This is a genomic window from Solirubrobacter soli DSM 22325, assembly GCF_000423665.1.
Taxonomy (GTDB): domain Bacteria; phylum Actinomycetota; class Thermoleophilia; order Solirubrobacterales; family Solirubrobacteraceae; genus Solirubrobacter; species Solirubrobacter soli.
Genome location: NZ_AUIK01000016.1, coordinates 319733 through 345058, shown reverse-complemented (window position 1 = coordinate 345058; position 25326 = coordinate 319733). Strand labels below are relative to the sequence as shown.

23 protein-coding genes are annotated in these 25326 nt (G+C 70.8%); 16 read left to right on the top strand and 7 right to left on the bottom strand.

Annotated elements, in window-relative coordinates; genetic code table 11:
- Positions 1–28 precede the first annotated feature (28 nt).
- The 6 genes from G569_RS0113755 (at position 29) to G569_RS0113730 (ending at position 8722) form a co-directional block, all read left to right on the top strand.
- Positions 29–2857, top strand: a complete 2829-nt coding sequence (locus tag G569_RS0113755; protein ID WP_028063830.1) for an ATP-binding protein — start codon at positions 29–31, stop codon at positions 2855–2857.
- 143 nt (positions 2858–3000) lie between these two features.
- Positions 3001–5772 (top strand): ATP-binding protein, encoded by a 2772-nt coding sequence (locus tag G569_RS0113750; RefSeq protein ID WP_169542138.1) that lies wholly within the window; start codon positions 3001–3003, stop codon positions 5770–5772.
- Between the two features lie 82 nt (positions 5773–5854).
- Positions 5855–6460: an RNA polymerase sigma factor gene (locus G569_RS0113745; protein ID WP_053226325.1), complete on the top strand. Its 606-nt coding sequence runs from the start codon at positions 5855–5857 to the stop codon at positions 6458–6460.
- Positions 6460–7731: a cytochrome P450 gene (locus G569_RS48215; protein WP_037496552.1), complete on the top strand. Its 1272-nt coding sequence runs from the start codon at positions 6460–6462 to the stop codon at positions 7729–7731. The genes G569_RS0113745 and G569_RS48215 overlap by 1 nt, the downstream gene beginning before the upstream one ends.
- A gap of 8 nt (positions 7732–7739) precedes the next feature.
- Positions 7740–8282 carry a ParB N-terminal domain-containing protein gene (locus G569_RS57885; RefSeq protein WP_028063827.1) on the top strand — a complete coding sequence of 181 codons (543 nt, stop codon included), beginning with the start codon at positions 7740–7742 and terminating at the stop codon, positions 8280–8282.
- On the top strand, positions 8282–8722 hold the full coding sequence (locus tag G569_RS0113730) for an SRPBCC family protein (protein ID WP_028063826.1): 441 nt from the start codon (positions 8282–8284) through the stop codon (positions 8720–8722). Before G569_RS57885 ends, G569_RS0113730 begins: the two co-directional genes overlap by 1 nt.
- Before the next feature lie 152 nt (positions 8723–8874).
- Here G569_RS0113730 and G569_RS0113725 read toward each other — a convergent pair whose 3' ends face one another.
- Together G569_RS0113725 and G569_RS0113720 are read right to left on the bottom strand one after the other, a co-directional pair.
- A complete protein-coding gene (locus tag G569_RS0113725; protein WP_157592016.1) occupies positions 8875–9603 on the bottom strand; it encodes a hypothetical protein in 729 nt (242 codons plus the stop codon).
- A 61-nt stretch (positions 9604–9664) separates the two neighbouring features.
- On the bottom strand, positions 9665–10828 hold the full coding sequence (locus tag G569_RS0113720; RefSeq protein WP_157592015.1) for a golvesin C-terminal-like domain-containing protein: 1164 nt from the start codon (positions 10826–10828) through the stop codon (positions 9665–9667).
- A gap of 689 nt (positions 10829–11517) precedes the next feature.
- Between G569_RS0113720 and G569_RS0113715 the strand changes: the two genes are divergently transcribed.
- Positions 11518–12012: a hypothetical protein gene (locus G569_RS0113715; protein WP_157592014.1), complete on the top strand. Its 495-nt coding sequence runs from the start codon at positions 11518–11520 to the stop codon at positions 12010–12012.
- 205 nt (positions 12013–12217) lie between these two features.
- Here G569_RS0113715 and G569_RS0113710 read toward each other — a convergent pair whose 3' ends face one another.
- Complete coding sequence (locus G569_RS0113710) at positions 12218–12586, bottom strand: winged helix-turn-helix transcriptional regulator (protein ID WP_028063822.1); 369 nt, start codon at positions 12584–12586, stop codon at positions 12218–12220.
- 75 nt (positions 12587–12661) lie between these two features.
- Between G569_RS0113710 and G569_RS0113705 the strand changes: the two genes are divergently transcribed.
- Positions 12662–13483 (top strand): MBL fold metallo-hydrolase, encoded by an 822-nt coding sequence (locus G569_RS0113705; RefSeq protein WP_028063821.1) that lies wholly within the window; start codon positions 12662–12664, stop codon positions 13481–13483.
- A gap of 39 nt (positions 13484–13522) precedes the next feature.
- Here G569_RS0113705 and G569_RS61030 read toward each other — a convergent pair whose 3' ends face one another.
- Entirely contained in the window at positions 13523–14434 is a 912-nt protein-coding gene (locus G569_RS61030; protein ID WP_084284891.1) for a GyrI-like domain-containing protein, read from the bottom strand.
- A 238-nt stretch (positions 14435–14672) separates the two neighbouring features.
- On the opposite strand from G569_RS61030, the gene G569_RS0113690 reads away from it, so the two are divergent.
- Together G569_RS0113690 and G569_RS0113685 are read left to right on the top strand one after the other, a co-directional pair.
- A complete protein-coding gene (locus G569_RS0113690; RefSeq protein ID WP_028063818.1) occupies positions 14673–14948 on the top strand; it encodes a hypothetical protein in 276 nt (91 codons plus the stop codon).
- A gap of 77 nt (positions 14949–15025) precedes the next feature.
- Positions 15026–15184, top strand: a complete 159-nt coding sequence (locus G569_RS0113685) for a hypothetical protein (RefSeq protein WP_157592013.1) — start codon at positions 15026–15028, stop codon at positions 15182–15184.
- 115 nt (positions 15185–15299) lie between these two features.
- Here G569_RS0113685 and G569_RS0113680 read toward each other — a convergent pair whose 3' ends face one another.
- Positions 15300–16169, bottom strand: coding sequence for a helix-turn-helix transcriptional regulator (locus G569_RS0113680; protein WP_028063816.1), 870 nt, complete (start codon positions 16167–16169; stop codon positions 15300–15302).
- A gap of 101 nt (positions 16170–16270) precedes the next feature.
- On the opposite strand from G569_RS0113680, the gene G569_RS0113675 reads away from it, so the two are divergent.
- From G569_RS0113675 to G569_RS0113655, 3 genes are all read left to right on the top strand, one after another.
- Positions 16271–17125, top strand: a complete 855-nt coding sequence (locus G569_RS0113675) for an SDR family NAD(P)-dependent oxidoreductase (protein ID WP_028063815.1) — start codon at positions 16271–16273, stop codon at positions 17123–17125.
- A gap of 663 nt (positions 17126–17788) precedes the next feature.
- On the top strand, positions 17789–18295 hold the full coding sequence (locus G569_RS0113665; protein WP_037496326.1) for a hypothetical protein: 507 nt from the start codon (positions 17789–17791) through the stop codon (positions 18293–18295).
- A gap of 860 nt (positions 18296–19155) precedes the next feature.
- On the top strand, positions 19156–20232 hold the full coding sequence (locus G569_RS0113655; RefSeq protein WP_028063813.1) for an NAD/NADP octopine/nopaline dehydrogenase family protein: 1077 nt from the start codon (positions 19156–19158) through the stop codon (positions 20230–20232).
- Between the two features lie 51 nt (positions 20233–20283).
- On the opposite strand, the gene G569_RS48205 is transcribed toward G569_RS0113655, so the two are convergent.
- The gene (locus tag G569_RS48205; RefSeq protein ID WP_084284890.1) at positions 20284–21735 is read right to left on the bottom strand and encodes a hybrid sensor histidine kinase/response regulator; all 1452 of its coding nucleotides are present in this window, start codon (positions 21733–21735) and stop codon (positions 20284–20286) included.
- A gap of 37 nt (positions 21736–21772) precedes the next feature.
- A complete protein-coding gene (locus G569_RS0113645; RefSeq protein WP_028063812.1) occupies positions 21773–22357 on the bottom strand; it encodes a dihydrofolate reductase family protein in 585 nt (194 codons plus the stop codon).
- A gap of 69 nt (positions 22358–22426) precedes the next feature.
- Here G569_RS0113645 and G569_RS0113640 point away from each other — a divergent pair, with 69 nt between their 5' ends.
- Genes G569_RS0113640 through G569_RS0113630 form a run of 3 tightly spaced genes read left to right on the top strand, consistent with a single transcriptional unit; the run spans position 22427 to position 25309 of the window.
- Complete coding sequence (locus G569_RS0113640) at positions 22427–23521, top strand: hypothetical protein (protein ID WP_028063811.1); 1095 nt, start codon at positions 22427–22429, stop codon at positions 23519–23521.
- A 58-nt stretch (positions 23522–23579) separates the two neighbouring features.
- Positions 23580–24887, top strand: a complete 1308-nt coding sequence (locus G569_RS48200) for a DHA2 family efflux MFS transporter permease subunit (protein WP_245602483.1) — start codon at positions 23580–23582, stop codon at positions 24885–24887.
- 11 nt (positions 24888–24898) lie between these two features.
- The gene (locus G569_RS0113630) at positions 24899–25309 is read left to right on the top strand and encodes a MarR family transcriptional regulator (RefSeq protein ID WP_028063810.1); all 411 of its coding nucleotides are present in this window, start codon (positions 24899–24901) and stop codon (positions 25307–25309) included.
- The last annotated feature ends 17 nt before the right edge of the window (positions 25310–25326 follow it).

Here is a 25326-nt window from a genome sequence, read left to right as displayed (position 1 = left end):
GTTTGCTCGGCGGCTTTAGGGTTGGTTTGTGGAGACGTTGACGGTCGGGCTGCTCGAGCGGGACGCAGAGCTTGCGGCCGTCGACGCGGCGCTGGACCGCGCCTGCGCGGGGGACGGATCCGTCGTGGCGCTCGAGGGCCCGCCCGGGATCGGGAAGTCGATGCTGTTGCTGGCGGCCCGCGTCGCGGCGGCGGACCGCGGCATGCGGGTGCTGCGGGCGCGCTGCTCGACGCTCGAGCGCGAGTTCTCGTACGGAGCGGCACGCCAGCTGCTCGAGCCGCTCCTCCACGAGCCCGATGCCGGGCGACGGACGCGGCTGCTGAGCGGTGCGGCGGCGCTGGCCGAGCCGATCCTGGTCGGGCTGGACGGAGCCGGCGCCGCGGCGACGACGGACGCCGCCATGCGCGGGCTGCACGGCCTGCATTGGCTCGCCGCCAACGCGGCCGGCGAGCAGCCGCTCGCGTTGCTCGTCGACGACGCCCAGTGGGCGGACGGACCGTCGCTGCGCTGGCTCGCCTACCTGGCGGCCAGGATCGACGGGCTGGCGATCGCCCTGATCCTCGCCTGCCGCCCACCCGAGCCCGCGACCGAGCCGGCGCTCGACGAGCTCCTCCATGGTGACCAGGCGCACCTGCTGCGGCCGCGGCTGCTGAGCGCCGACGCCGCCACACGCGTGGTCGAAGCGTGCTTCGGAGCGCCCGCGGCGCCCGAGTTCGCGGCGGCGTGCCATCACGCCAGCGGCGGCAACCCGTTCCTGCTCGCCGAGCTCCTGTGGACGCTGGTGCACGAGGGCGCGCAGCCGGATCGCGCGGCGGTTCGCCGTGTCGGCGCGGTGACTCCGCGGTCGGTGGCGCGGGAGGTTCGCGCTCGCCTGCGCGCGCTCCCCGCGCCGTGCGCCGCCGTCGCCCACGCGCTGGCGGTGCTGGGCGGAGAGGCGGACTCCGCCACGGTCGCCACGCAGGCCGGCCTCGCCCTGCCTGCGGTGCTCGAGGCCGCCGACGCGCTGCGCGACGCCGGGGTTCTGGCGGCGCAGGATCGCCCGTTCGCGTTCATCCACCCGATCGTCAGCGCCGCCGTCTACGCGGACCTCGGCTCGCGCGAGCGCTCGGAGGCCCATGAGCGCGCCGCGGCGCTGCTGGAGGCCGCGGGCGCCGCACCCGAACGCCGTGCCGTCCATCTGATGGCATGTGAGCCGGCCGGCAGCGCCGCCGCAGCGGCGACCCTGCTCGATGCGTCGCGTGCCGTCGCGGCGCAGGGCGCCCTGGACATCGCCGCGCGCTACGCCGAGCGGGCCCTGCGTGAGCCGCCGCCGCCGGAGCTGATGGCCCCCGTGCTCGACGCGCTCGGCGTCGCCGAGTTGATGGACGCACGCTGGGAGGAGGCGACCGATCACCTGCTCCAGGCCCTCGACCACGACCCCGATGCGACGGTGCGCGCATCGGTGGCGACGCGCCTCGGCGGGACGCTCACCCACAGCGACACGCCGCGCCTGCTCGCTCTGCTGCGCGAGGCGCGCGACGCGCTCGGGGACCGCGACGACCAACTGCGGCTGTGGGTCGAGTCCTCGATCTGGACAGTCACCATCGCCTACCCGGCCACGCTGCCGCTCGTCGGCCTCCCCGCCGAGGCGGCCGACGCACTGCTCGCGAGCGCCGAGCTGACCCCACTGCAATTGACATACCTGTGCCGGTGGGCGACGCTCGCCGCTGCGACCGGGTCCGCCGCCGACGCCTCGATGCTGGGCCGGCGGGCACTCGCCGACGGCGCCCTGCTGCGGGCGCTCGGCAACACCGCCCCGGGCTACTACGTCGCCGCCACGGGACTATGGATGGCCGACGACCTCGACACCGTGATCGCGACCTATGCCGCGATGATCGACGAAGCGCGCCGCACCGGCTCGGAGGCGGCGTTGCGGATCAGCAGCCACTTGCGTGCGTTGCCGCTCCTTCGCGCGGGCCGACTGGCCGCCGTCGAGGAGGACGCGGAGACCGCCGGTGCAGGCTGGGGTCCGTGGGACGTGCTCGTCGGTCGCTACTGCCTGGCCGAGGCGCGCGCCGAGCGGGGGGATCTCGAGGGCGCCGAGCAGGCGCTCCGCGAGGCACGCGAGTGCGGCGCCGATCCCACCCACACCGGATACGGCCCCTTCGCACTCAACCTCCGCGCGCGCGTCGCGCTGGCCGCGGGCCGACCGGAGGCCGCACTGCAGGATCTCGACACCTGCGGGCAGGTCGAGGCCAGTTGGTTCGCCACCACGCCCTGCTTGTCGACCTGGCGAGCGGACGCGGCATTCGCGTTGTCCGCGCTCGGCCGCGTGGGCGAGGCCTGCGAGCGGGCGACGGAGGCCGTCGAGCAGGCACGCGCGTTCGGCGCGCCGCGACCGCTCGGCCGAGCGCTGCGCGCGCTGGCAACGATCACCGGCGAGCGCGAGCCGCTCGACGAGGCCGTCGAGGTCCTCGCCTCCGGCCCGGCACGGCTGGAGCACGCGAAGGCGCTCGTCGCCCGCGGCGAGGCGCTGCGCCGCGCCGGGCAGCGCCAAGCCGCCCGCGAGCCGCTGCGCGACGGTCTCGCCATAGCGCTCGAGTGCGGCGCAACGCTGCTCGCGCGGCGCGCCCGCGAGGAGCTCAACCTGGCTGGCGGCCGGGCACCGAATCGCCGGCCCGAGCAACGCGACGAGCTCACGCCAAGCGAGCGCCGTGTCGTCGCGCACGCGCGTGACGGCATGACCAACCGCGAGATCGCGCAGGCCTTCTTCCTCACCGAGAAGACCGTGGAGACGCACTTGCGTAACGCCTACCGCAAGCTCGGCATCCGCCGCCGGAGCGAGCTCCCCGCCGAACTGTCCACCGCCGGCGGCTGATCGGTCGAACTGGAATAAACATGCGCCGGCGCTAGCGAACGGCGTTGTGCTCTGGTTCGGCAGCGGCTGCTCAACTTCAGGAGGCGGCCGAGATCGCGCGGTGCCGGTTGACGCAGGTGTCGGCGGTGGTGGAGGATCGCTTTGTGGACCGCGCGTCGGCTGTGGACGGTCTGCTGGCTCGCGAGACCGAGTTGCGGGCGCTCGCCGGGCTGATCGCGGACGGCGGGCGGATCGTCGTGTTCGAGGGCGGGGCGGGCATGGGGAAGACCGCGCTCCTGGAGGCCGCGCGAGCGCAGGCCCGCTCGGCGGGGTCGCTGGTGCTGTCTGCGCGAGGCGACGAGCTCGAGACGGCCTATCCCTACGGCGTCGTGCGGCAGTGGCTCGAGCGCGAATGGAACGGCGACCCGGGGGATGCGGCGGGCCTGGTGCTGTCGCGGTCGCCGGAGCGCGCCCCCGCCGGCGAGGACGCCTCCTTCGGGATCCGGCACGCGTTGTATCTCTTCGTCTCGGATCTGTCGCGGGCACGCCCGGTGCTGTTGATACTGGATGACGCGCAGTGGGCCGATCCCGAATCGTTGCGCTTCCTCGCGTACGTCAAGCATCGGCTCGAGGGCTTGCACGCCGGTGTCGTGGTCGCGACCCGGCCGGAGGGGAGCGAGCTCCTCGCGCACGTTCGCGGGGACCCGGCCGTCGAGGTGTGCGTGCTGCGGTCGCTCGACGTGCCTGCGAGCGCGCAGCTGCTGGAGCGGACGCTCGGCGCCACCGTCGGCCCCGGGTTCTGCGCCGCCTGCGTGGGCGCCACGGGCGGCAACCCGCTCTATCTGCGCGAGCTGGGCCGCGCGCTGGGCGCCGAGGACATCGCGCCGGACGACGGCAACGCCGCACTCGTCCAGGAGATCGGAGTGACGGCGTTGTCGGCTCACGTGCTGCGGCGCGTGACCGCCGCGGGCGAGAGCGCGTTGGCGCTCGCCGGCGCGATGAGCGTGCTCGCCGAGGGCAGCGCGCTCCGGCACGCGGCCGCCATCGCGGGGATCGAGCTGCAGCGGGCAGGCGCCGCCGCCAAGCGGCTCGTGGGCGCGGAGGTCCTGCGCAGTCAGGACCCCGTCCATTTCGAGCATCCGATCATCCGCCGGATCGTCGCCGAGCAGCTCTCCAGCGTCGAGCGCGACGAGTTGCACCTCGCGGCCGCACGTGAGCTGCTCGAAGGACGAGCGCCGCCTGAGCAGGCTGCCGCGCACCTGCTGTTGACCCGGCCGCGCGCCGGCGACTCGTCGGTCGCGACCCTGCGGGCGGCGGCGGCCGACGCGATGTCACGCAGCGCGTTCGCCACGGCCGCCGAATACTTGCGCCGCGCGCTCGAGGAACCGCCCGATCCCGCCGCAGAGGTGGCCGTCGGTTGGGAGCTCGGCGTTGCGGAGGCGCTCGTCCCCGATCCCCGCGCCATCGGTCACCTCGGCCGCGCTCACGCGGCGTCCCGCGACCCGATCGAGCGCGGCGAGATCGCGTTCGATCTGGCGTCGGCGCACATCGATCTGTTCCAGCCGATCCAGGCGTGCCAGGTGCTCGAGGCGGCCATCGCCGAGCTCGGCTCGGACGACGACGAGCTGCGCCAGCGCCTGGAGGCGGCGCTCCTGATGAGTGCGTGGCTGGAGACGCAGACGATCGCGGCGGGCATCCGCGTGCTGGGCAAGTATTGGGACAGGGCGCCGCCCGGGCCGGCGGGCCGCGCGATCCTCGCGCAGCAGGCGATGGCGATGCTCGCGACCGGACACCCGGCCGAAGCGGTTCGCGCGGTCGCCCGCGCCGCCGTCCGCGACGCGGGGGAGGAGGACGGGCGCGGCACGTTCGAGGTCGCGCTGATCGTGCTCATCCGCGCGGAGGACTTCGGCGAGGCGGCGGCGGTCCTGGACAGGGCGCTCGCGCTGCGCTCGGTGCGCATGGTCCGCCGCCGGATGGCCTCGCTGGAGTCACTCGGCGGGTACCTCGCGTTGCAACTCGGTGCGCTCGGGGAGGCCGAGCTGCGCCTGCGCGGGGCCTTGGCATTGACGCCGGAGGCCGCCGGGCCGGGCGCCTGGCTGGTCGTCCGGGGCCTGCTCGCGGCGGCGTTGACCAGCCGCGGCGATCTGGACGAGGCCGCACGGGTGCTGGCGGACGGGCCGCCCGAGCCGTGGCCGCGCGACCGGCTCTCGATCCTGGCGCTCGCCGCCCGCGCGGAGCTGTCCTTCCTCCACGGTCGCTTCGCGGAAGCGCTGGCCGACCTCGAACGCATCGGCGAGCTGCAGGCCGAGAGCGGCGGCGCGTCGGCCGTCGCCGTCCACCACTGGCGCGCCTACGCCGCCCTCGCGCTGAACCGCCTCGGGCGCACCGACGAGGCACGCGGTCTGCTGGCCGAGGAGCTCGAGCGGGTGCGGGCCTTCGGCGCGCCGGTGACATCGAGCATCACGCTGCGCGCCGCCGGGATCGTCGAGGGCGGCCGCCTCGGCCTCGAGCGGTTGCAGGACGCCGTCTCGGTCCTCGGCGACAGCCCCGCCGCGTTGGAGCGCGCGCTCGCGCACGTCGAGCTCGGCGCCGCGCTGCGCCGCGACAACCAGCGCCGGGCCGCCCGCGAGCACCTCGACGCAGGGCTCCGCCTCGCGCAGCGCTGGGAGGCCCGCCCACTCGCCGAACGCGCGTACGGAGAGCTCCTCGCCTCCGGGGCGCGGCTCCGGCGCGCCGACCTCGCCGACCGCGACGCGCTCACCGCCTCAGAGCTGCGGATCGCCCAACACGCCGCCAAAGGCCTCACGAACCGCGAGATCGCCGGCCAGCTCTACCTATCGATCAAAACCGTCGAGATGCACCTCGGCCGTGTCTACCGCAAGCTCGGCATCAAGGCCCGCGCAGAGCTGGCTCAGGCCCTGCAGCAGCACGCGTAAGACCAGGGTCGCACCCCGTCGCCAGGGGCCCGGCCGGTCGGCACCCTCGGTCTCACCGACCCGCCGACTCCGGAGACACCGCATGCTCCACCACGACCGCAACTACCTGCAGGCCCTCGACCAGGGGCGGCCGCGGCCCGGCGCGCACCCGCTCGAGCGGATCGTGCTCGCCGCCGCCACGGGCGACCAGCGCGCCTGGAACACGCTCAGCACCCGGTTCGGCCACCACGTGCGCCGCATCGCACGCGCGCACGGTCTCAACGGCCACGACGCCGACGACGTGGCGCAGGAGACCCTGCTGCAACTCGCCAGGAACATCGTGCGGATCCGCGAGCCGCGCGCCGTCGGCGCCTGGCTGCGGACGACAGCCCGCCGCGAGAGCCTGCGGGCGATCGAGTCCCGCAACCGCGCACGCCCGGCCGGCGCCGATCTCGGCGCCGAGCTCGGCGCGCTCGACGACGGCTTCCGCGCGGTCGAAGCCGCGAGCTGTGGCGCCGCCCTCAGGCATGCCCTCAATCGCCTGCCCGACCGGCACCGGCTGCTGATGACGGCGCTGTTCGCCGAGACCCCCGAGTCCTACGCGGACATCTCCGCCCGGCTCGGCTTCCCGCAGGGCAGCATCGGCCCGATCCGGGCCCGCTGCCTCGATCGCCTCCGCGGCGAACTCGACGCCGAGGCCTTCCAGTGATGCCAGTGCATGGGCTGCCGCCGACGCTGCAGTCGGCCTGGTACGGGCTTGCGCCGCTCTCGTTCTTCGATGCTGCCCGCCGCCGCTATGGCGACGTCTTCACCGTGCGCGTGATGGGCATGACCTGGACCGTCCTCGCCGATCCCGAGGCCGTCCGTGACGTGTTCAACGGCGACCCCGCGGCCCTGTTCTCGGGTGAGGCCAACCTGCCCCTGCGGCCGCTGATCGGCACGCGCAACCTGCTGTTGCTCGACGGCGCGCAGCACCTCAGGCGCCGCAAGCTCCTGCTGGCGCCGTTCCACGGCGCGCGGATGCAGGCCTACCGGCCGCTGGTGGAGCGCGCGGCGCGACGCGAGCTCGACGCGTGGCCCGTAGGACGGCCGCAGGGTGCGCTGGCGCACATGCAGGCGATCACGTTCGAGGTGATCCTGCGCGCCGTGTTCGGCCTCGGCGACGCGGACCAGCTCGGCCCGCTGTCGGAGCGGCTGCGCGTCGTGCTCGACTGGGTGCAGTCCCCGCGGGCGATCGTGCGCTTCGCGCTGCATGGCCCGGAAGGCCTGATCGATCACGCGCCGTTCCAGCGGATGGTAGGGGCGGTGGATGAGGAGGTCTTCGGCGAGATCGCCCGCCGGCGCGCCGACCCCGGGCTTGCCTCACGCGAGGACATCCTCTCGCTGCTGCTGCTCGCACGCGACGAGGACGGACGCGGGCTCGAAGACCGCGACGTTCGCGACGAGCTGCTCACGCTGCTCACGGCCGGGCACGAGACGACTGCGGCGATGCTGGCGTGGGCAGTGCACTTCCTCGCTCGCGATCCGGCCGCTCAGGAGCGTCTCGCCGCGGGCACGCCCGGCTTCGTCGACGCCGTCGTCCAGGAGACCCTGCGGCTGCGCCCGCCGATCGCCCTCGTCGCGCGCGTGCTCAAGACCCCCGTCAAGCTCGGCGCGAACACGCTGCCCGCCGGCACGATCGTGGCACCGTCGCCGTTGCTCATCCACCGCGATCCGGCGATCCATCCCGATCCCGCCTCGTTCCGCCCGGACCGCTTCACGGGGACGCGCCCGCCCGCGTACGGCTGGATCCCGTTCGGCGGCGGCGTCCGGCGCTGCATCGGGGCGGCATTCGCGCAGCTGGAGGGACGGGTCGTCCTCGAGGAGATCTTCACCCGCTTCCGGGCGCGACCGCCCCGGCAGCGCCGCGAGCCTGTCGGCCGGCGCGGGATCGTGCTCGTGCCGCTCCGCGGCGGACGCATCGTCCTCGAACCGCGATGACGGCCACCATGCGCATCGCCCTCATCGCCATCGCTTCGCTCGCGATGATCCGATTGAGCAGCACCTTGACGATCATCGGGCTCTTCGCCGCTGCGCTGCTCGCACTCGACCGCCTCTCCCCGGCCTCATCGGCCGCCGACGCCCAGGAGCACTTCGAGCGCCTCGTGCGCCGGCGTCGGCGTCGGCGTCGGCGTTCCGCCCCGCTGGAGGTCCTCGACCTCTCGCCGGGCTGGACGACCCGCGCGGTCGGCGTGCAGGCGATCGAGCTCGACGCGATCGCAGGGACCGTCGAGCCGGCCAAGGCCCGGCAATTCGACCGTGAGTTTCGGCCTGACCGGAGCGCAGCCGCCCGCTGGAAGCCACTCTGGCTGGCCTATCGACGCGGCGACCCCGTGCCGCCGGTGACGGTGTACCGGGTCGACGGGCGCTACTGGCTCAGCGACGGGCACCACCGCGTGTCGGCCCTTCGCGACCTCGGCGTGACGACGGTCGATGGCGACGTTGTCGAACTGGTACGGTCGCCCCGGTTTCAGCGTGCCCGGAGCAGCTGATGCGGATCACCCAGACCTTCACGATCGCCTGCCCGCCGGAGGCGGTGTTCGACTACGTCACCGACGTGCGAACCCTCCGCGACTGGCAGACGTCCAAGACCCGCGTCGAGGCACTCACCGCGGGGCCGCCGCGGCAGGGCTACCGCGTGCGCGAGTGGACCAAGCCACCGGGCATGCGCGAGTTCCAGCAGATCGCCGAGTTCGCGGAGTTCGATCGACCACACCGGCTCCGCGTCAAGGTCGTGGAAGGCCCGCAACCGATCGACGGGACGTGGACCTTCACCGCCACCGAGACCGGGACGCGCGTGCTGTTCGTCGCCGAGGGCGCGCTACGAGGCCCGATGCGGCTCGCCGGCCCGATCGTCGCCCGGGTCATGAGCCGGCAATTCGCCCACTACCACGATCGACTCCGCCACAACCTCGAAGTGCCGGCCGTGTAGCCGGCCCGCGCGTCCGAGGCGCAATCAGAACACGCACCTGGGTCAGTCCGCGTGTACGCGCGGTTTGCCGATCATGTCGGGTGGCGTCGCCTGGCCTGAGCGTGTCCGCGGCTTGCGCACACAACACACCGAGACGACTGCTCCGCGGCCGCTCAGCTGAGCCGTGCATCGCCCCACACGATGTCCACACTGCCGCACGCGGCGCCCGAGAATCCCGAACTGCTCACGACGAGCTCGAGATCGTTGCCGTGAGGCAGGGCGACCGACACCCGGTGAGGTGCGTTGTCGATTGGGACGGTGTGCGTCCGGACGACATCGCCGTCGACGATCAACGACCAGGTAGCGGTGTCGTCGGGGCATCCGGTGACGCCGAGCATGCCCGAGAACCGGTGGTATCGAGCGGCCGCCAAGGTGTAGCCCGTCCCTCGACAGGTCGGGTCGGCTACGTGCTGGCACGCGGACGCGTTCGACTCGTTGCTAGGGACATCCTTATAGAAGATGCTGTTGGGGAAGTCACGGTCGCCGATTTGGGTGTCCCCGCGCGTCGGCTCGTCGCCTGATTGCGGGCGCAGATGCCTGAGATAGACGGGGTGCGCAGGGAGAACGGTGGTGACCGGCGTTGGAGTCGTGCCTACGGGAGGCCCGGCTGTGGGTCCCGCTGTGGTGGGCGACGCTCGTCCCGGCTTGATCTGTGGCATGACCACGGCGACCGCGAAGAACACGACGCCGACGACGAGGAGCATGACTCGCTCGGGGTTCGAGAGGGGTGGCGAGGCAGGGAGTTTGTGCCCTGCCACCTCGGGACGCAATTTGCCGTTTGAGGCTGCGGCGATGATGCAGAAGGCGCCCAGAATGCCGAGCGCTACGTAGAACGGGGCCATCGGTCTCCCGATACGCCGATGTGAGGCTGCCGAGCGTGGTTTGCGCGGCCGCTCGTCGGGTTCACGAGAGCCTCGGGGGTTTTCCGGCTCGCGCGGTCAGCGTGAAGTGTTTCGTTTGCAGGCCCGGAGCTGATACGGCGATGCGGACCTTGGCACGGGGTCTAAGCCGGCGGCCGACGAACCGTCTTAGCGACACCGTGTGCCTCCCGGCGACCTGCAAGGCCTTGCGCGGACACCCGTGGCCGTCGCAAGTAGCGCGCACGGTGCCACCGGCGGGAATCCGGCTGACGGTGAGCGTGCTGAACGTCGTCCACGTTCGCGTGCTCTTGAAGACGTACTTGAGGCGTGCCAGGTTGACGCCTGGACCGCCACCACCACTACCACCTCCATTGGCATCGCCGCCACCGGTTCCGCTGCCGACGACGACCGTCGGGGCCGCCGCGACGATCCCGGTTGCCGCGGATGTCGCGGGCGCGCCGGATCCACTGGAGTTGGTCGCGGTTTCTTCGACGACGACCGTGTGCGCCACATCGCTGGCCGTGAGCGTGTAGGACTGCCCGGTCGCGTCCGGGATCGGCACGCAATTCCTGCCTGAGGCGTCGCAGTCCTTCCAGCGGATCTGATAGGAGGCTGGTTCGTTCGTCCAACTTCCGTGCGATTCGGCGAGCGTCTCGCCCTCTTTCGCTCTCCCGGCGATCGACGGAGGGGCGACATTGGCCGGGATCGTCGTCGCTGAGCCCTCGTAGACCCACCGCATCTCGTCCGCCATCTGATAGTGACAGCTGGAATCAGCCTGGTCGATCGATGCCAATTGGACGGTGTAGTCCACGTTGGCGGTGAACTGATAGGCGCCGAACAGGTTCACCCAGCGACCGTGATCGGCCTGCTGATTGAACCCCGAGTTCTGGAACTGGCCGTCGGCCGATGTCATCGTGTACTGATCGCCGAACCCGTACGACGTCCACGTGGGGATGTACACATCGACGTGCCACCGGCCGGACTGCGGCAACTGCGCGTGCCAGGTAAAGGTCGCGCCCGAGAACGGCCGACCGGCGTTGGAGCAGTTGGCGTTGCCGGAAAACCAGAATCCGCTCGGCTGCTCCGGCGAGCCTGTGGGATTGAATGGCCTTCCGAGCTGATCGCACGTGGCGGGCGGGTACCGTCCGACGGAGAACGGACCGCCGTCCTGGCTCGGCGCGCACTCGCGCGCATACCCGTAGTTCACGTTGCCTTGGCCGCTCCCTGAGAGCGACCCGCTCCCGCCCAGCGGACCCGAGGTCGTGGCACCGGACTCGTCGGCGACGACCGAGTACCCGGGGGGCAACGCGGCGGCCGCGGGTGTGGCATGCGCAGCGGCGCAGACGGCGCACCCGATCAGCAACGCCGCGGGAGCGAAGATGCATTTCCACACGGCGGTGTCGACGCTAGATGGGCGCAGGCGAGGTGTGCAACAGATGAGTAGCTCCCGAGAAGGCAGCATTTCGCGACCGTCCGCGCGCGTCTGTCGTTCGTGAAATCCGTGCGGACTCTGCACAGACCGCATCCGGCACCAATGGGGACGCACCCGAGGTCAGGCACTGTCGCGAACGCGCCGACCTCCATGCTGAAGGAGGCGCATGAGCAACATCCCCGCTCCTGACGAGCAGACCAGCTACTCCTCCCGGCGGCAGGACGATCTCGATGCGCTGGCGTGGCCGGCGTTCAGTCAACACGCTCTGGACCTGCTGCGGTCGGCCGGTGCGCGTAACGCATCTGATGCGGCTCGTAGCAGCGCCGCACTCCCGCCTGAGCGGGGCGACACGAGTTCGTACGTGGCTGACGCGATCGGCGCTTCGCGCGACTCGCCAATCAACGACCCTGTGGGAGCGCGCGATCGCCCCCCACGGCGGTAGCCCGATTGCGTAGAGTCGCGTCGTGGACCCAGTGGCGCTCTACGCGGCGATCGTTGCGACTCTTGCGCTCTGCTGGCAGGTCTACACGTGGCGGCAGGCGCGACTCGAGCGTCGAGGCGGCTTAGACGTCGCATGCGAGGCGTGGTGGACCTCGACCGCCGAGGCGGTCGAGGCGACGATCACCAATCCAAGTGACTACGACGTCCGCGTCGTGGGATTTCGGCTTGGCGTCTACTGGGACCGCAATAAGTTCAGCTACTCGTATGAGATGTCACCCGGGCTGGAGGGAGTTCCGGAGGTCATACCCGCGCACGACAGCGTCGAGTGGCGGGTAGATCGCGAGGCGCTGGCTCGGCTCGATTGCCCTCTGGCACCGGGGCGGCGTGTCCAGCTCAGCGTGCGCACCAGGTTGCGCCGCGTCTTGTATGGCCACGCCAAGGTCACCGATCTTGACCGCTGGAACCGTAAGTACGGGCTGACGGGAGCGGCGCCTGAAGTAGACCAACACCACGACTGACGTCGTGTTGGTTGGTGCTACGCAAGCTCAAATTGAGTCGCCTGTACTACTGGTCTGCGGTGCGAGGTCGCGTGACTGTGAGCTCGAGGGGTGGCGACGATGGCTGGCGAGCGGTCGCGATCTGCTCCTCGCTGACCGTGTACATCTCGGACCCGGCCGTACCCTCTGAGCGGCTCGACCTCGCTGCGCTCGACCGAGTCGGTGGTCAGCGAGCGGCGGTTCGGCGGGCCTGCTGCAACTCGGGCAGGTGCTCCATCGCCCAGCGGCAGATCGCCACGAGCGGGTCCTTGAGCGTTTCGCCGAGCGGCGTCAGGCGATACTCCACGGCGGGAGGCACGCGATCGAGGACGGTGCGGAGCACGAGGCCGTCGGCCTCCATGCTGCGCAGCGTCTGGGTGAGCATCTTCTGCGAGATGCCGTCGATCGCTCGCCGCAGTTCGCCGTGACGCCGCGGGCCGTCGACGAGCGCGTACACGACCAGGCACGTCCACTTGTCGGCGATCCGGTCGAGCGCTTGCCGCGACTCGCAGTGCTGATCAAGCACGTTCGGCTGAGCGGTCAGTGACTCGTCCATGTCACGATCGTACGACAAGTAGGCACCAAAAGGTGCCTACTTGTCGATCGGTTCCCATGTCCCTAGCGTCGTCGTATGGCTTCCCTGCTCGTGCATCGATACCGATCCGAGGTCGCGAACACGCCCGTGAACGCGTACCTGATCGAGGGCTCCGACGGCATCGTCGGAGTCGACGCGACGCTGACGGTCACCGGCGGGTTAGGTGTGCGCGCGCTCGCCGACGCGCTCGGCAAGCCGCTCCTGGGCGTCGTGCTCACCCACGCGCACCCCGATCACTACGGCGGCCTGGTCGAGCTCGTCGCCGGTCGTGACGTGCCGGTGTTCGCGACCGAGCGGGTGCACGAGGTCATCCGCCGCGACGACCCGGTCAAGGAGCAGATCCTGCGGCCGATGATCGGCGACGAGTGGCCCGCGGAGCGCGCGTTCCCGACGGACGTCGTCAAGGACGGCGAGACGATCGAGCTCGGCGACATCGCGTTGACGGTCACCGACCTCGGGCCCTCGGAGTCGCCTGCCGACTCGATCTGGACGCTGACGCGCGAGCCCCAGCGCGTGTTCTCCGCCGATATCGCCTACGACCGCACGCACTGCTATCTCGCCGACGGGTTCTACGAGCCATGGCTCGCGAGCATCCGCCGGCTCCGTGAGGAACTCGCGCCCGCGACGACGCTGCACCCTGGGCACGGCGATCCGTCAGGACTGGAGGTCCTCGACTGGCAGGAACGCTACATCGAGACCATGCTCGGGGCCGTGCGCGATGCCGACTGGCACGACCCCCAAGCGGCACGAGCGAGCGTCATCGCGACGATGCGGACCTGGCTGCCGTCAGACCAACTCGCGTTCCTGATGGAACTCAGCGTCCAACCCCTCGCCGGGCGCCTCGGCGTCGCGGCATGACCGACACGCGGTAGCCGTCGGTGTCCCGTTGAGCCGTGATCAATCGTCGGCGGCTAGGTACGCCAGTTCCGTCTCCCAGCCGGACGGGTCGGGCTGTTGAGCAGGGTCCGTCAAGTACCGCTCGACGCGCCCGCGCCACCTCGAGTCGTCATCCATCTCCCAGCTGATCCCTCGCTCGTGCGCCCACTGCTGCAGTGTGGCGTTGGCCTGCACGAGACCGTCGTAGGGCCCGACATGCACCATCGTGATGTAGCGACCGGCCGGGAGCACGCCGGCGCGGACGCGCTCGTCGCCCGTCGGCTCGGCGGCGACGGGAACTCCCAACTCGATCTCCAACTCGGCGCCCATGTCGACTTTGAGGTAGCGGATGAACGGCGCTCCAGCGGGGTTGAGAGCGTGCTCGGCGAGCCAGCCGAACAGCTCCGGAAACCCGTGATCAACGGCGCCGGCCAAGCCTTCCATCGTGACTTCGGCCGGGATTGCGGCGTAGAGCTGCGCGCCACGGTGCTCGATCTGGGGTTGCTGCGACATCGCGCGGTCCTCCTTGGACGTACGGGTTCTCGAACTGAGACCCGCGACATCGACAAAACTCATCGCCGCCATGCTCGCGCCAGCACCCTCGAAGGATGTGCGCTGCGATACAGCCGTGGTCCGCAGCGCCCCGAATGAGCGAAGCGGCCGAAAGGTCAGGGCGAAGTCCTGATTGCTCACATGCGAGGCGCCGAGGTAGCGTGCGTCATGAGATCGCCTTGGCGCAAGTTGCCGCCATTCATGCAACGCACGCTGCTCGACGATGTGCTGCTGGCCGTGTGCATCCTCGTCGGCGCCGCCCTGGGAGCCCTCGTATTCGGTGCCGACGGCGCGTCGGTGCAGGGGTTCGTCATCGGGGCCGTGGCGGTGATCGTCGTCCTCCAGGTACTTCGCTTCGTCATGCGCCGCGTCGGGACGCATCCAGACGAGTAGGGCGACGACACCGTCGAGGACAACTCGCCGCCTAGCCGGGTCGATCGCAAATCAACCCAACAGGAGACGCTCGCCCAGGCGGTACGCGTGGACCTCTGTGCTCTCATTCGACGAAGTCAGGAGGCCGGTCGGTACTCGCCGAGACGACCGAGAAGTTCGCGCTCGCCGTCCTCGTGTTCGCGGAGCTGTCTCCCCGGGCTACCTTGCGAGCGGCGAGGCGACGGTCGTGGCCTCGTTCGAAGGTCTCGACGCGGTGCGGATGTCACGCGGTGAGCACTGCCCGTATGAGCCGCCTGAGGGGCAACAGTGGGTTCCGGCCCTAGCGCTGATCCGCCCGTCGGCGTGGTTGCGTGACCGGCACGCGTACGAGGCTGAGCACTACGGCGCCGGGTACGAGTGGGGCCGTGGCGACACCATGCTCGTGGACACCCACCATCACCTCCTCGTTTTTCATGACGAGTTCGTCGAGGTGCTGGCACGCGGCGTGAGGAGAAGTTGCTGAGCGGCGCCCGGCTGTGTAGCCACCCGCTTTCCGAGCTATTGATCGACGGGGAGTCCAGGCCGAGCCGCCAGGTCCGGTTGAGAGCCACGCTGGACGGCGCGTCCGCGTGGTCCGACGTCGTCGGGGTGATGGGCGTGGAGGAGCGTCGCTTCGAGGGGCTCGCCTCGCTTGAAGAGGTTCTGCCGGACTTCTTCGGCTGGATGGACGAGGTCGCGACTCGCCGGCGAGCGCCGTGATCGCGATGCGCTTGCGTCGAAACCGCACGCCGGCGGGCCGTCGAGAAGCGACACTTTCGCTTGTGCCTCAAGCAGCAGCGCGGTACGGGGTGCTCCGACTCCTCGCTGCGCCGTGTCAGGCCTGGTCGGCGGCGTGCTCGGTGGTGGCCGCCCAGCTTCCGAGCAGGTTGAGTGCGTCGTCGGAGGGGGTGCCGGGCTCGGCGCTGAGGGCGAGGAGGTCCAGCCCTGGGTCGGCGGCGAGTTCGAGGATCTCGTAGGTGAGGGTGAGGTCGCCGACGACGGGGTGGTGGTAGCGCTTGGCGCCGGTCTGGTGGGCGCGGACGTTGTGCGCGGCCCAGCGGGTGCGGAACTGGTCGCTGCGGGTGGAGAGTTCGCCGACGAGGTCGCTGAGGTTGCGGTCTTGGGGGTTGCGGCCGGCTTCGGTGCGGAGCATCGCAACGGTGTCGTCGGCGACGCGGTCCCACTCGACGAAGAAGCGCTCCGAGCGCTGGTCGAGGAAGACGAAGCGGGCGTGGTTGGCCGGCCGCCCGGGTGCGAGGTCCATCTCGGAATAGAGCGCGTAGCCGAGCCGGTTGGCAGCCAGGACGTCTCCGCGCCGGTTCTGCACCAACGCGGGCGCGTGAGTCATCGCGTCGATGATGCGCTGCACGCTCGGCCGCACGCGCTGCGCCGCGCCGTGGCGGCGGCGCGCGGTAGAGATCGGCCCGGACGCGCGAGCGAGGTCGAACAGGTGCGCTCGTTCGGCCTCGTCGAGCCCAAGCCCCCGGGCGAGCGCCTCCAGCACTCCCTCGGAGACGCCGCGCAGGTCGCCGCGTTCCATCTTCGTGTAGTAGTCGACGCTGACACCGGCGAGCATCGCGGCCTCCTCGCGGCGCAGCCCTGGGACGCGGCGGGTGCCGCCGAAGACCGGCAGGCCGGCCTGCTGCGGCGTGATCTTCGCCCGGCGCGAGGTCAGGAACTCGCGGATCTCGTCCCTGGTGTCCACGACTCCGAGCCTAGATCGGGATGCTGCGGAGTGGGAGGTACTGCCGGTACCTGGGTCATCAGAGACTCCCACTGCGCGCCGGCGGGCGCTTTCTTTGGGGCATGACTGACACCAGGACATGGATCATCACCGGCGCCGGCCGCGGCCTGGGCGTCGACATCGCCAACGCCGCACTGGCCGCCGGACACAACGTGGTCGCCACCGGCCGCAACCCCGACACCGTCGCCAACGCGCTCGGCGACGCCCAGAACCTGCTCGTGCTCGCGCTCGACGTCACCGACCCCGAGCAGATCGCCGCGGCGGTCAAGGCGACGGTCGAACGCTTCGGCACCGTCGACGTGCTGGTCAACAACGCGGCCAGCTTCTACGCAGGCTTCTTCGAGGAGCTCACGCCCGAACAGATGCAGCGCCAGTTCGCCGTCAGCCTGCTCGGCCCGATGAACGTCACCCGCGCGGTGCTGCCGGTCATGCGCAGCCAGCGCGCCGGACACGTGATCACGATCTCCTCCTCGGCCGGGTTCGCGGGCTTTGAGTACGGCAGCGCCTATGCGGCGTCGAAGTTCGGCGTCGACGGCTGGATGGAGTCGCTCGCACCCGAGATCGAGCCGTTCGGCATCCGCACCACCGTCGTCAACCCAGGCTTCTTCCGCACCGAACTGCTCACCCAGGAGTCCACGAACTACGCGCCGGCGTCGATCGAGGACTACGCCGAGCGCAACGCCGCCCAGCGCGAGTTCTGGGACGGCATGAACGGCAAGCAGGGCGGCGACCCGGCCAAGCTCGCCCAGGCGCTGGTGACCCTTGCCGGTGCGCCGCAGCCGCCGTTTCGCTTCATCGCCGGCGCCGACGCGATCGCCCAAGCAGAAGACAAGCTCGCCGAACGCCAGGCACAGATCGATGCCTACCGCGACCTCTCGTCCTCCCTCGCGCTCGACACCACCGACGCCGCGGCGTGAGCCAACGGCGGTTGCCGCACGGCGGTCAGCACCGGCGACTCCTCCGAGATCTTCGGCGCCGTCACATCACGTCGGCGCACCCGTGTGGTGCATCACCTCGCGTCTGGGCAGCTCCGCTGTGCGCCCGACCGTGAGGCGTCGGCTGTCGCTTTCGCCACGAGAAGGTCGTGCCGTCAAGGTCGAGCGAGTTGTCCTGGACGTCGGTGTCGAGCACCACCTCGGGAAGGAGTGGCGGGTTCTCGACCGTTCTCGGGTACGGGTGTGGCTGGTGCGCGACGGGACGGGCGAAGCGGATCGCCCGCCTGCGAGCGGCCGCGCGATGGAGGTCCTCGATGTGAGCGGTGGCGAGCGCTTGAGCGAGAGCGGGATGCAGCATGTGCGCCTCCTTTCACGAATTTGCCTGTTGCGGTTCTGACCCGGCCTGTGGGCGAAACTCGCCGACGAATTTCGAGCAGCGGTGGTGTCGCAATGGTCGTGACCGCGATGCCAGACTTCGCTCGTGAACGAGAGCGCTCTGATCCGAGCCCGTGGGGGCGACCATCGGGCGTTCGCGGCGCTCACGGACGCGCGCCGAGGACCGTGCCCCTGTGACGTCGGTGGTCCTCGTACGAGGTGCTTACCGCCACGGGCCTGATTGCGCTCGAGCCTCGTATCGTGGGTCTCGTGAGCGTCGGCCGCGACAACGTCGATCTCGCGGTGTTGCCGCTGCGCGTCTTGGTCGTCGCCAACCGCACCGCCGCCACGCCCGATCTCGTCGCTGCGGTGAGGCGATACGCGCGTCGGCAGCCGACGGCCTTCTCGGTTCTGATCCCCGATGCGCCCAGGGCCGAGCATCCCGACTGGACGCTCGAGTTCGCACTTTCGCTACTCGAACGCGCGGCCGGTGGTCCGGTGACGGGACTGACCGGCACGCTCGGGGACCCGTTCGCAGCGGTACGAAATCTCGTCGCAACGAACGCGTACGACCGGATCATCATCTCGACGCTTCCCAATCGCACATCGAGCAGGCTTCGACGTGATCTGGCCCGGCGGATCGAGTCGCTCGGAGTCCCGGTCGAGGTCATCAGGCCTGAGCGCCAGAAGTTGTCCGACATCACCGGGCCACCCTTGATGAGCGGGTGCGAGCTGTGGCTGAAGACCGGCGCCCGCACCAAGCTACGGGCGCCATGAGCGTCAGGGCGCGATCGTGTTGGCGATGCCAAGGCCTGCAGCGGCGCAAACCTGCGCCGATGATGACCATCGCGTTCGTCGTCGGCATGAACCTGACCGCGATCACCACAGCGGAGTGGCCGTAAGCTCGGTCGCGCTGCTCGTTCCGTCGAGAAGCGGGGCGAGACGTCGACGTGATCTCGGTTCTCCCTCAGTAAGCGCGCTGGGTGATGCGCAACCGAACGCGCTCGGGGCCGATGTCGATCGCGTGGACGAAGACCGCGAACGTCCGCCAAGGGCCGAGTCCCACCCAGCGTCCTGCCGCTGCTCCGTATGCCTCGAACGGGACGCGTTCGCCCTCGATCTCGATGGAGGTTCGATCAACCCGAGCGAGTTGGTCACAGAGCCCGGCTGGCTGACGCCGTAGCCGCCGCGATGGCGTCAAGCGCAGGCTAGTTGGTAACCGACGTTGGGCGGGACCTCGTAGGGCCCGCGGCGTGCCCAGGTTTCCGGACACCCGGCGCTGATCGCGGACGAGTGGCTCTTTGTGCCGCGTGGGTGCGGTGCGGGGCGACGACGTCGGTGTCGACGCCGGCTACATCCGGACGCGCGGCAAGGCAAGCCCGATGCTGGCCGGAATCATCGGCGGCCGGCGCCCGTGCAGGGCATGACGATCAGCCCCCGGGCACGTACGCCATGAACGCCCGTGCGCGACACCACCGACGCCAACACCTACGCCGTCTTGCGAGCTGGTCCGCCGTATCCTCGCCGATGTGGTCGCGTGGAGTACCCGGCGGATCGTCCACTGCCTGAGGTGCAGGCGGTGGGCTGCACCGATGCCGAAGGCGATCTAGGGTGGGTGTCTACTCCGGGAGGTCGTGATGCGGGTGGCGGTTCTGGGAGCGGGTAACGGAGGGGTCGCGGCGGCGTTCGACTTCGCCCAGCATGGCCACGAGGTGTCCCTGTACGCGACGCCTGAGTTCGGGACGAACGTGGTCGCGGTCAAGGCGGCGGGCGGGATCAGCGCGGGCGGCGATCTGGAGGGCTTCGCGTCGATCCGGTATTCCGGCCACGACGTCGAGGAGGCGCTGGACGGTGCCGAGCTCGTGATCGTGGTCGCGCCGACGTACGCGACTGAGGCGCTCGCCGAAGTCGCCGCGAGCTACCTGACCGCCGGGATGGCTGTGCTGGTCTGCCCCGGGTCGTGCGCCGGGGCGATCGCGTTCAAGCGCGCGGCCGGGCTGGAACTCGACGACGACCGGATCGTCGTCGGCGAGACCAGCACGCTGCCCTACGCGGTGCGGGTCACGGACCCGGGCGTCGTCAACGTCTACCTCAAGCTCACGACCGACGTGTATCTCGCGGGGCTGCCGCGCGGCGGGACTGATCGGCTGTACGAGCTCGTCAAGGACGTCTGGCCCGCCGTCGAGAAGGCCGCGAGCGTGTTCCAGACCACGCTGCAGAACGGCAACCCGGTCATCCATCCCGCGGTGACGCTGCTCAACGCGGGGCTGCTCGAGCGCACGAAGGGCGACTTCCTGTTCTACGAGGAGGGCGTGACCGAGAGCGTCGGCCGGCTGATCGAGGCGGTTGACCACGAGCGGCTCGCGATCGCCCGCGCGCTCGGCGTTTCGGTCCTGTCCGAGCCCGCCATCGGCGTCCGGCAGGGGTACATGCGCGAACACAACTACTCAACCGCTTACAGCACCGCACCCGGGTTCCTCGGCATCAAGGCGCAAAGTGAGCTCGACCACCGCTATCTGACCGAGGATGTCGGCTACTCACTGGTCTTCATGGCCGATCTCGCCGCCCGGCTCGACGTCCCTACGCCCGTGATCGACTCCGTGATCACGATCGCGTCAGTCGTGCTCGCGCGCGACTTCCGTGCGCAGGGGGCCAGGACGCTCAAGACGCTAGGCCTGGACAGCTTGTCGCCAGGAGAACTCGCCGCGCTCTGAGCCCAACCCCTGCAGGAGGAAGCGACTTCGGCCATCCCACCACGATGTCGATCAGTTCAAGAGCCGCGCCGGGAGGACGTCGCCGATCGCCGACACGAGCGCCTCCGGCGTGAACGGCTTCTCCACCAGCGGGCCGTCGTCCGGGCGGTCGACGTCGCCGATGTGGCCGGAGAAGTAGACGAGCGGGAGGCCCGGCCGCTCGCCGCGCAGCCGGCGAGCGAGCTCGGTGCCTGACATCCCTGGCATCACGATGTCGGTGACGACGACGTCGATCGCCTCCTCGTGCTGGGCGAGCAGCGTGAGCGCCTCCTCCCCGTTGGCGGCGCCGACCACGTGGGCGTCGTGCTGCTGGAGGATCTTGACCGTGAGCTCGCGCACCGCCTCCTGGTCATCGACGACGAGCACGGTCACGCCGCGCAGGCTTCCGGCCGTGCCGTTCGTCTTGGGCGCTTCGGCCGCGGCGCCGTGCGCGCGCGGGAGGTCGATCGCGAAGCACGTGCCCATGCCCGGGCTCGAGTCGAGGTCGATGTTCCCGCCCGCCCGCTCGACGATGCCATACACGACCGAGAGCCCGAGGCCGGTGCCCTCGCCCTCGGCCTTGGTGGTGAAGAACGGGTCGAACGCGTGCGCCTTGACCTCCTCGGGCATGCCCTCGCCGGTGTCGAGCACCGTCAGTCGCACGACGTCGTCGTCGACGTCGGTGCGGATCGTCAGCTTGCCGCCGTCGGGCATCGCGTCGCGCGCGTTGAGCGTGAGGTTGAGCAGGATCTGCTCGATGCGCCCGCGCCCGAGCCCGACCGCGGGCGCGTCGCGCGCGAGGATCAGCCGCAGCTCGACGAGCTCGCCCGCGGCGCGCCGGAGCAGGGTCTCGGAGCCTTCGATCGCGCGGTTGAGGTCGCTGGTCTGGATCTCGGGCGCGGTGCCGCGGCTGAAGACGAGCATCTGGCGGGTCAGCTCCGCCCCGCGGTCGGCCGCCGCGACGATCTCACCCGCCTGCAGGCGCAGCTCCGGGTTGTCCGCCAGGCGCTTGTCGAGCATCCGCGCGTACCCGCCGATCACGGCGAGCAGGTTGTTGAAGTCGTGCGCGACGCCACCCGCGAGCTGGCCGAGCCCGTTGAGCCGCTGGCTGCGCTCGAGCTGCTCGCGCAGCCGCTCGCTCTCGGCCTCGTAGCGCGCCTCGTCCTTGGTCTGCAGGCGCACGTCGAGCTTGCGCCACGCGATCAGGGCGAACGTCGCGCCGCCGAACACCTGCAGGATGTGCGGCGCGAGGTGCGCCCACTCGTGCCCCTTGATCAGCTCGGGCACCGCCAGCATGTGCTCGGCGAGCGCGATGTGGGTCATCGCGCAGCCGACGAAGAACGCCGCCGCGCCGTACTGCGCGGCGCGCAGGAGGCCGCTCGTCCGGTCCGCGATCCGCGCGAGTTTGGGGACGACGTAGAGGCCGATGAAGCCGTAGAGCACGGCCACGGCGAGCGCCAGCACCGCGGTGAGATGCAAAAGCATGTCTCTGTCCCGTCCCAGGGACAGAGTAACCGCCGCCTCAGCGCACGCGGTACGTGCAGACCAGAACGCCGGTCTTGGCGGTCTGCACGGAGACCAGATCGAGCTCGCGCGCGCGGCCGTCGGCCGGGAAGACGCGCTTGCCGCCGCCCACGAGGATCGGCTCGATCATCAGCACGTACTCGTCGACGAGGTCGTGCTCGGCGAGCTGCGCGGCGAGCGTGGCGCTGCCGAGGACGAAGATCCCGCGACCCTCGCGCTCGCGCAACTCGCGGACGGCGGCGACGGCATCGCCGGCGAGGAGCTTCGAGCCGTTCCAGGTCATGTCAGCCTCGGTCAGCGTCCGCGAGGCGACGTACTTGGTGATCGCGTTGATGCGGTCCGAGAACGGGTCACCGCTCTGGCTCGGCCAAGCGTCCGCCGCCGTCTGCCAGGTGCGCCGTCCGAAGAGCATCGCGTCCGAGCGCTGGATCACGCCGTCCCACGCGCCGCCCATCGTCTCGGGGTCGAAATAGGGCCGCGACCAGCCGCCGTGGGCGAAGTCGCCGTCGGTGTCCTCGCCCGGGCCACCGGGCGCCTGAACGACCCCGTCGAGGGTCATGAACTCTGTGACGATGATGTCCATGTCTGGCGAACGAACGGCGCACCCGCCATTTCGACACGACCTGCGGTTCTGGCACGTAGGCGCTCGTCGATGATCTGGCCGAACGACGAGAGCGCAGCCAACTCGGACCCGTGGCTGATCGCCAACCACGACGCCATCCGGCTGATGCGTCCGCGGGTGCTGGCGGTGAACTTCGTCCACGGCCTGCGCGAGGCTGATGCGCGCGCCCAGCTCGACTGGCTGTGCGTGGCGCTGCGCGAGTCGTCGCGCTGGCAGGGTTACCGCGACCCCGCCGCGCCGCCGTTCCTCGACTACGAGCTCGTGGGCATCACCGACCTGACCGAGCCCGCCGGCAGGCTGGACCGCAACTCGGCGCGCTTTCCCCGGGCGACCGACGGGATCGGCTTCGACTACGCCGCGTTGCACGAGCTGCCGCTGCACGACGGGCTCCGGCTGGAGGAGCTGACCGAGCGCGGCCTGGTGAACGAGGTGTGGCTGCTCGCCGATCACACCGACCGCAGCGCGCCGTGGGAGACGGTCGAGGTCAAGCGCCGCTACGACACGGCCTGGAACCCGGTCGGCGTCGAGTACCACGCGGGCAACTCGGGCGAGCATCACGCGCCGTGGATCGGCCGCAGCCTGCGGATCCTGTTCGTCAACTTCGCCCGCGGGATCGGCTGCGCGATGGAGAGCCTCGGCCACTCGCTCGAGCGGATGGCGACCTGCGGCGCGCTGCCCTACTACGAGCGCTACTTCCGCGAGTACGCGATGCTCGATCTCGACCGCCGCTACGGCATGCCGTTCGAGTCGCTCTACCTCAAGGGCCCGGTCAACGTCGAGTACCCGTCCCCGTGCACGCTGCAGTACCGGCGGGGCTGGCGCAAGCACCGGGTCGAGGACTACGTCCCCGCCGGCGGGAACGTGCACTTCATGCCCAACGGGCGCTTCGACTACGACCTCGACGGCGCAGGCCCCGTGCGGTCGACCATCGAGACCTGGCGGCAGGCGGGGTCGGAGGCGCGCCCGTGGACGCCCGCGGCGCTGGAGGCGTTCCGCGAGCTCGCGCCGGACTGCATGGGCCGCTGGGTCGTCTACTGGCGCCAGAACATGCCGGGCCTCGACAACACCGCGCTCGACGACGACGGGCGCCCGATGAAGAACTGGTGGCCCTTCTTGTTCTATTAACAGTTATGCTTCAATAACTATTATGTCGAAGCAAGTAAGAGTCCTGGCGATCTGCTGCATGAGCCTGTTCATCGTCGGGCTCGACATCACCGCCGTGAACGTCGCGCTGCCGTCGTTGGGGCGTGACCTCGACGCCGGCGTCAGCGGCCTGCAGTGGACGATCGACGCGTACACCGTGGTGCTCGCGAGCCTGCTGATGCTCGCCGGCTCGACCGCCGACCGCTTCGGCCGCAGGCGGGTGCTGGCGCTCGGGTTGGCGGTGTTCACCGTCGCGTCGCTGCTGTGCAGCCTGGCGCCGACCGTCGAGTGGCTGATCGCGTTCCGGGCGCTGCAGGCGGTGGGCGGGTCGATGCTCAACCCGGTCGCGATGTCGATCATCGCCAACACGTTCACCGACCCGCGCGAGCGGGCGCAGGCGGTCGGCGTCTGGGGCGCCGTGTTCGGGCTCTCGATGGCGCTCGGCCCGGTCGTCGGCGGCGCGCTCGTCTCCGCGCTGGACTGGCGGGCGATCTTCTGGATCAACGTGCCGGTGGGCGTCGCGGCGATCGTCCTCGCGTTGCGCTTCCTCCCGGAGTCGCGGGCGGAGCGCCCGCGCCGCTTCGACCCCGTCGGCCAAGGCCTCGTGATCGTGCTGCTCTCCGGGCTCACGTTCGCGATCATCGAGGCGCCGGAGCGCGGCTGGGGCTCGCCGCTCATCGTCGGCGCGCTGGCCGCGGCGGGCGCGGCGCTGGTCGGCCTGCTGCGCTACGAGCCGCGCCGCGAGGACCCGCTCGTCGGTCCGCGGTTCTTCCGCTCGGTGCCGTTCTCGTCGGCGATCGTCATCAGCATCGCCGCGTTCGCCACCTTCGGCGGGTTCCTGTTCCTGAACACGCTGTTCCTCCAGCAGACGCGCGGGCTCACGCCGGTGCAGGCAGGGCTCGCGACGGCGCCGATGGCACTGATGACCGTTGTGGCATCGCCGCTGTCCGGCCGCATGGTGGGGCGGCACGGCCCGCGGCTCCCGCTCGCGATCGCCGGCGTCGCGCTCGTGGTGGCGTGCGCGATGCTCGTCGGGCTCGACACGACGACGCCGCTGGGATGGCTCGTGGCGGCGTATGTCGTCTTCGGGCTCGGCCTCGGGTTCGTCAACGCGCCGATCACGAACACCGCCGTGTCGGGGATGCCGCGCGCCCAGGCGGGTGTGGCGGCGGCGACGGCCACCACGTCGCGCCAGGTGGGGATGACGCTCGGGGTGGCGATCGTCGGCGCCGTCGGCGCGGCGAGCTGGTGGACGCTCACGGGCTGCGGCGCGCTCGTCCTCGTGCTCGGCCTCGTCGCGACGACGCCGTGGGCGAAGGCGTCCGCCCTCAATCCGGAGGTCGCGTAGGCTGCGGGCGCATGAGCGCCGATGCCGCACGTGAGGTCTGGCTGCTGATGTCGGACCTCGTGCTCGACAACACCCGCCGGCGCGAGGTCTCTGACGCGCTGGGCATGAGCTTCGGACGCTCGCGCGCGATCCGCCGCCTGGCGCGCAACCCGATGTCGATGCGCGAGTTCGCCGACGCGATGGGAATCGAGGCGCCCAACGCGACCGTGGTCGTCGACGACCTCGAGGCCACCGGGCTCGCCCGGCGCAAGCCGCACCCGACCGACCGCCGCGCGAAGCTGGTCGAGGCGACCGGCAAAGGCAAGGAACTGGCGCGGCAGGCGGAGGAGATCCTCGCCACGCCGCCCGCCGCGCTCAGCGCGCTCGACGACGACGAGCTCGAGACGCTGCGCGCGCTGCTGGCGCGGTTAGCCGCGACCTGAGAACCAGGCGCCGACCG

Coding starts and splice junctions, on each gene's coding strand:
- G569_RS0113745 (WP_053226325.1), top strand. CDS start 5,855: ATGCTCCACCACGACCGCAACTACCTGCAGGCCCTCGACCAGGGGCGG.
- G569_RS48215 (WP_037496552.1), top strand. CDS start 6,460: ATGCCAGTGCATGGGCTGCCGCCGACGCTGCAGTCGGCCTGGTACGGG.
- G569_RS57885 (WP_028063827.1), top strand. CDS start 7,740: ATGCGCATCGCCCTCATCGCCATCGCTTCGCTCGCGATGATCCGATTG.
- G569_RS0113730 (WP_028063826.1), top strand. CDS start 8,282: ATGCGGATCACCCAGACCTTCACGATCGCCTGCCCGCCGGAGGCGGTG.
- G569_RS0113725 (WP_157592016.1), bottom strand. CDS start 9,603: ATGGCCCCGTTCTACGTAGCGCTCGGCATTCTGGGCGCCTTCTGCATC.
- G569_RS0113710 (WP_028063822.1), bottom strand. CDS start 12,586: ATGGACGAGTCACTGACCGCTCAGCCGAACGTGCTTGATCAGCACTGC.
- G569_RS0113705 (WP_028063821.1), top strand. CDS start 12,662: ATGGCTTCCCTGCTCGTGCATCGATACCGATCCGAGGTCGCGAACACG.
- G569_RS61030 (WP_084284891.1), bottom strand. CDS start 14,434: ATGCGTCCCGACGCGGCGCATGACGAAGCGAAGTACCTGGAGGACGAC.
- G569_RS0113675 (WP_028063815.1), top strand. CDS start 16,271: ATGACTGACACCAGGACATGGATCATCACCGGCGCCGGCCGCGGCCTG.
- G569_RS0113655 (WP_028063813.1), top strand. CDS start 19,156: ATGCGGGTGGCGGTTCTGGGAGCGGGTAACGGAGGGGTCGCGGCGGCG.
- G569_RS48205 (WP_084284890.1), bottom strand. CDS start 21,735: ATGCTTTTGCATCTCACCGCGGTGCTGGCGCTCGCCGTGGCCGTGCTC.
- G569_RS0113645 (WP_028063812.1), bottom strand. CDS start 22,357: ATGGACATCATCGTCACAGAGTTCATGACCCTCGACGGGGTCGTTCAG.
- G569_RS0113640 (WP_028063811.1), top strand. CDS start 22,427: ATGATCTGGCCGAACGACGAGAGCGCAGCCAACTCGGACCCGTGGCTG.
- G569_RS48200 (WP_245602483.1), top strand. CDS start 23,580: ATGAGCCTGTTCATCGTCGGGCTCGACATCACCGCCGTGAACGTCGCG.
- G569_RS0113630 (WP_028063810.1), top strand. CDS start 24,899: ATGAGCGCCGATGCCGCACGTGAGGTCTGGCTGCTGATGTCGGACCTC.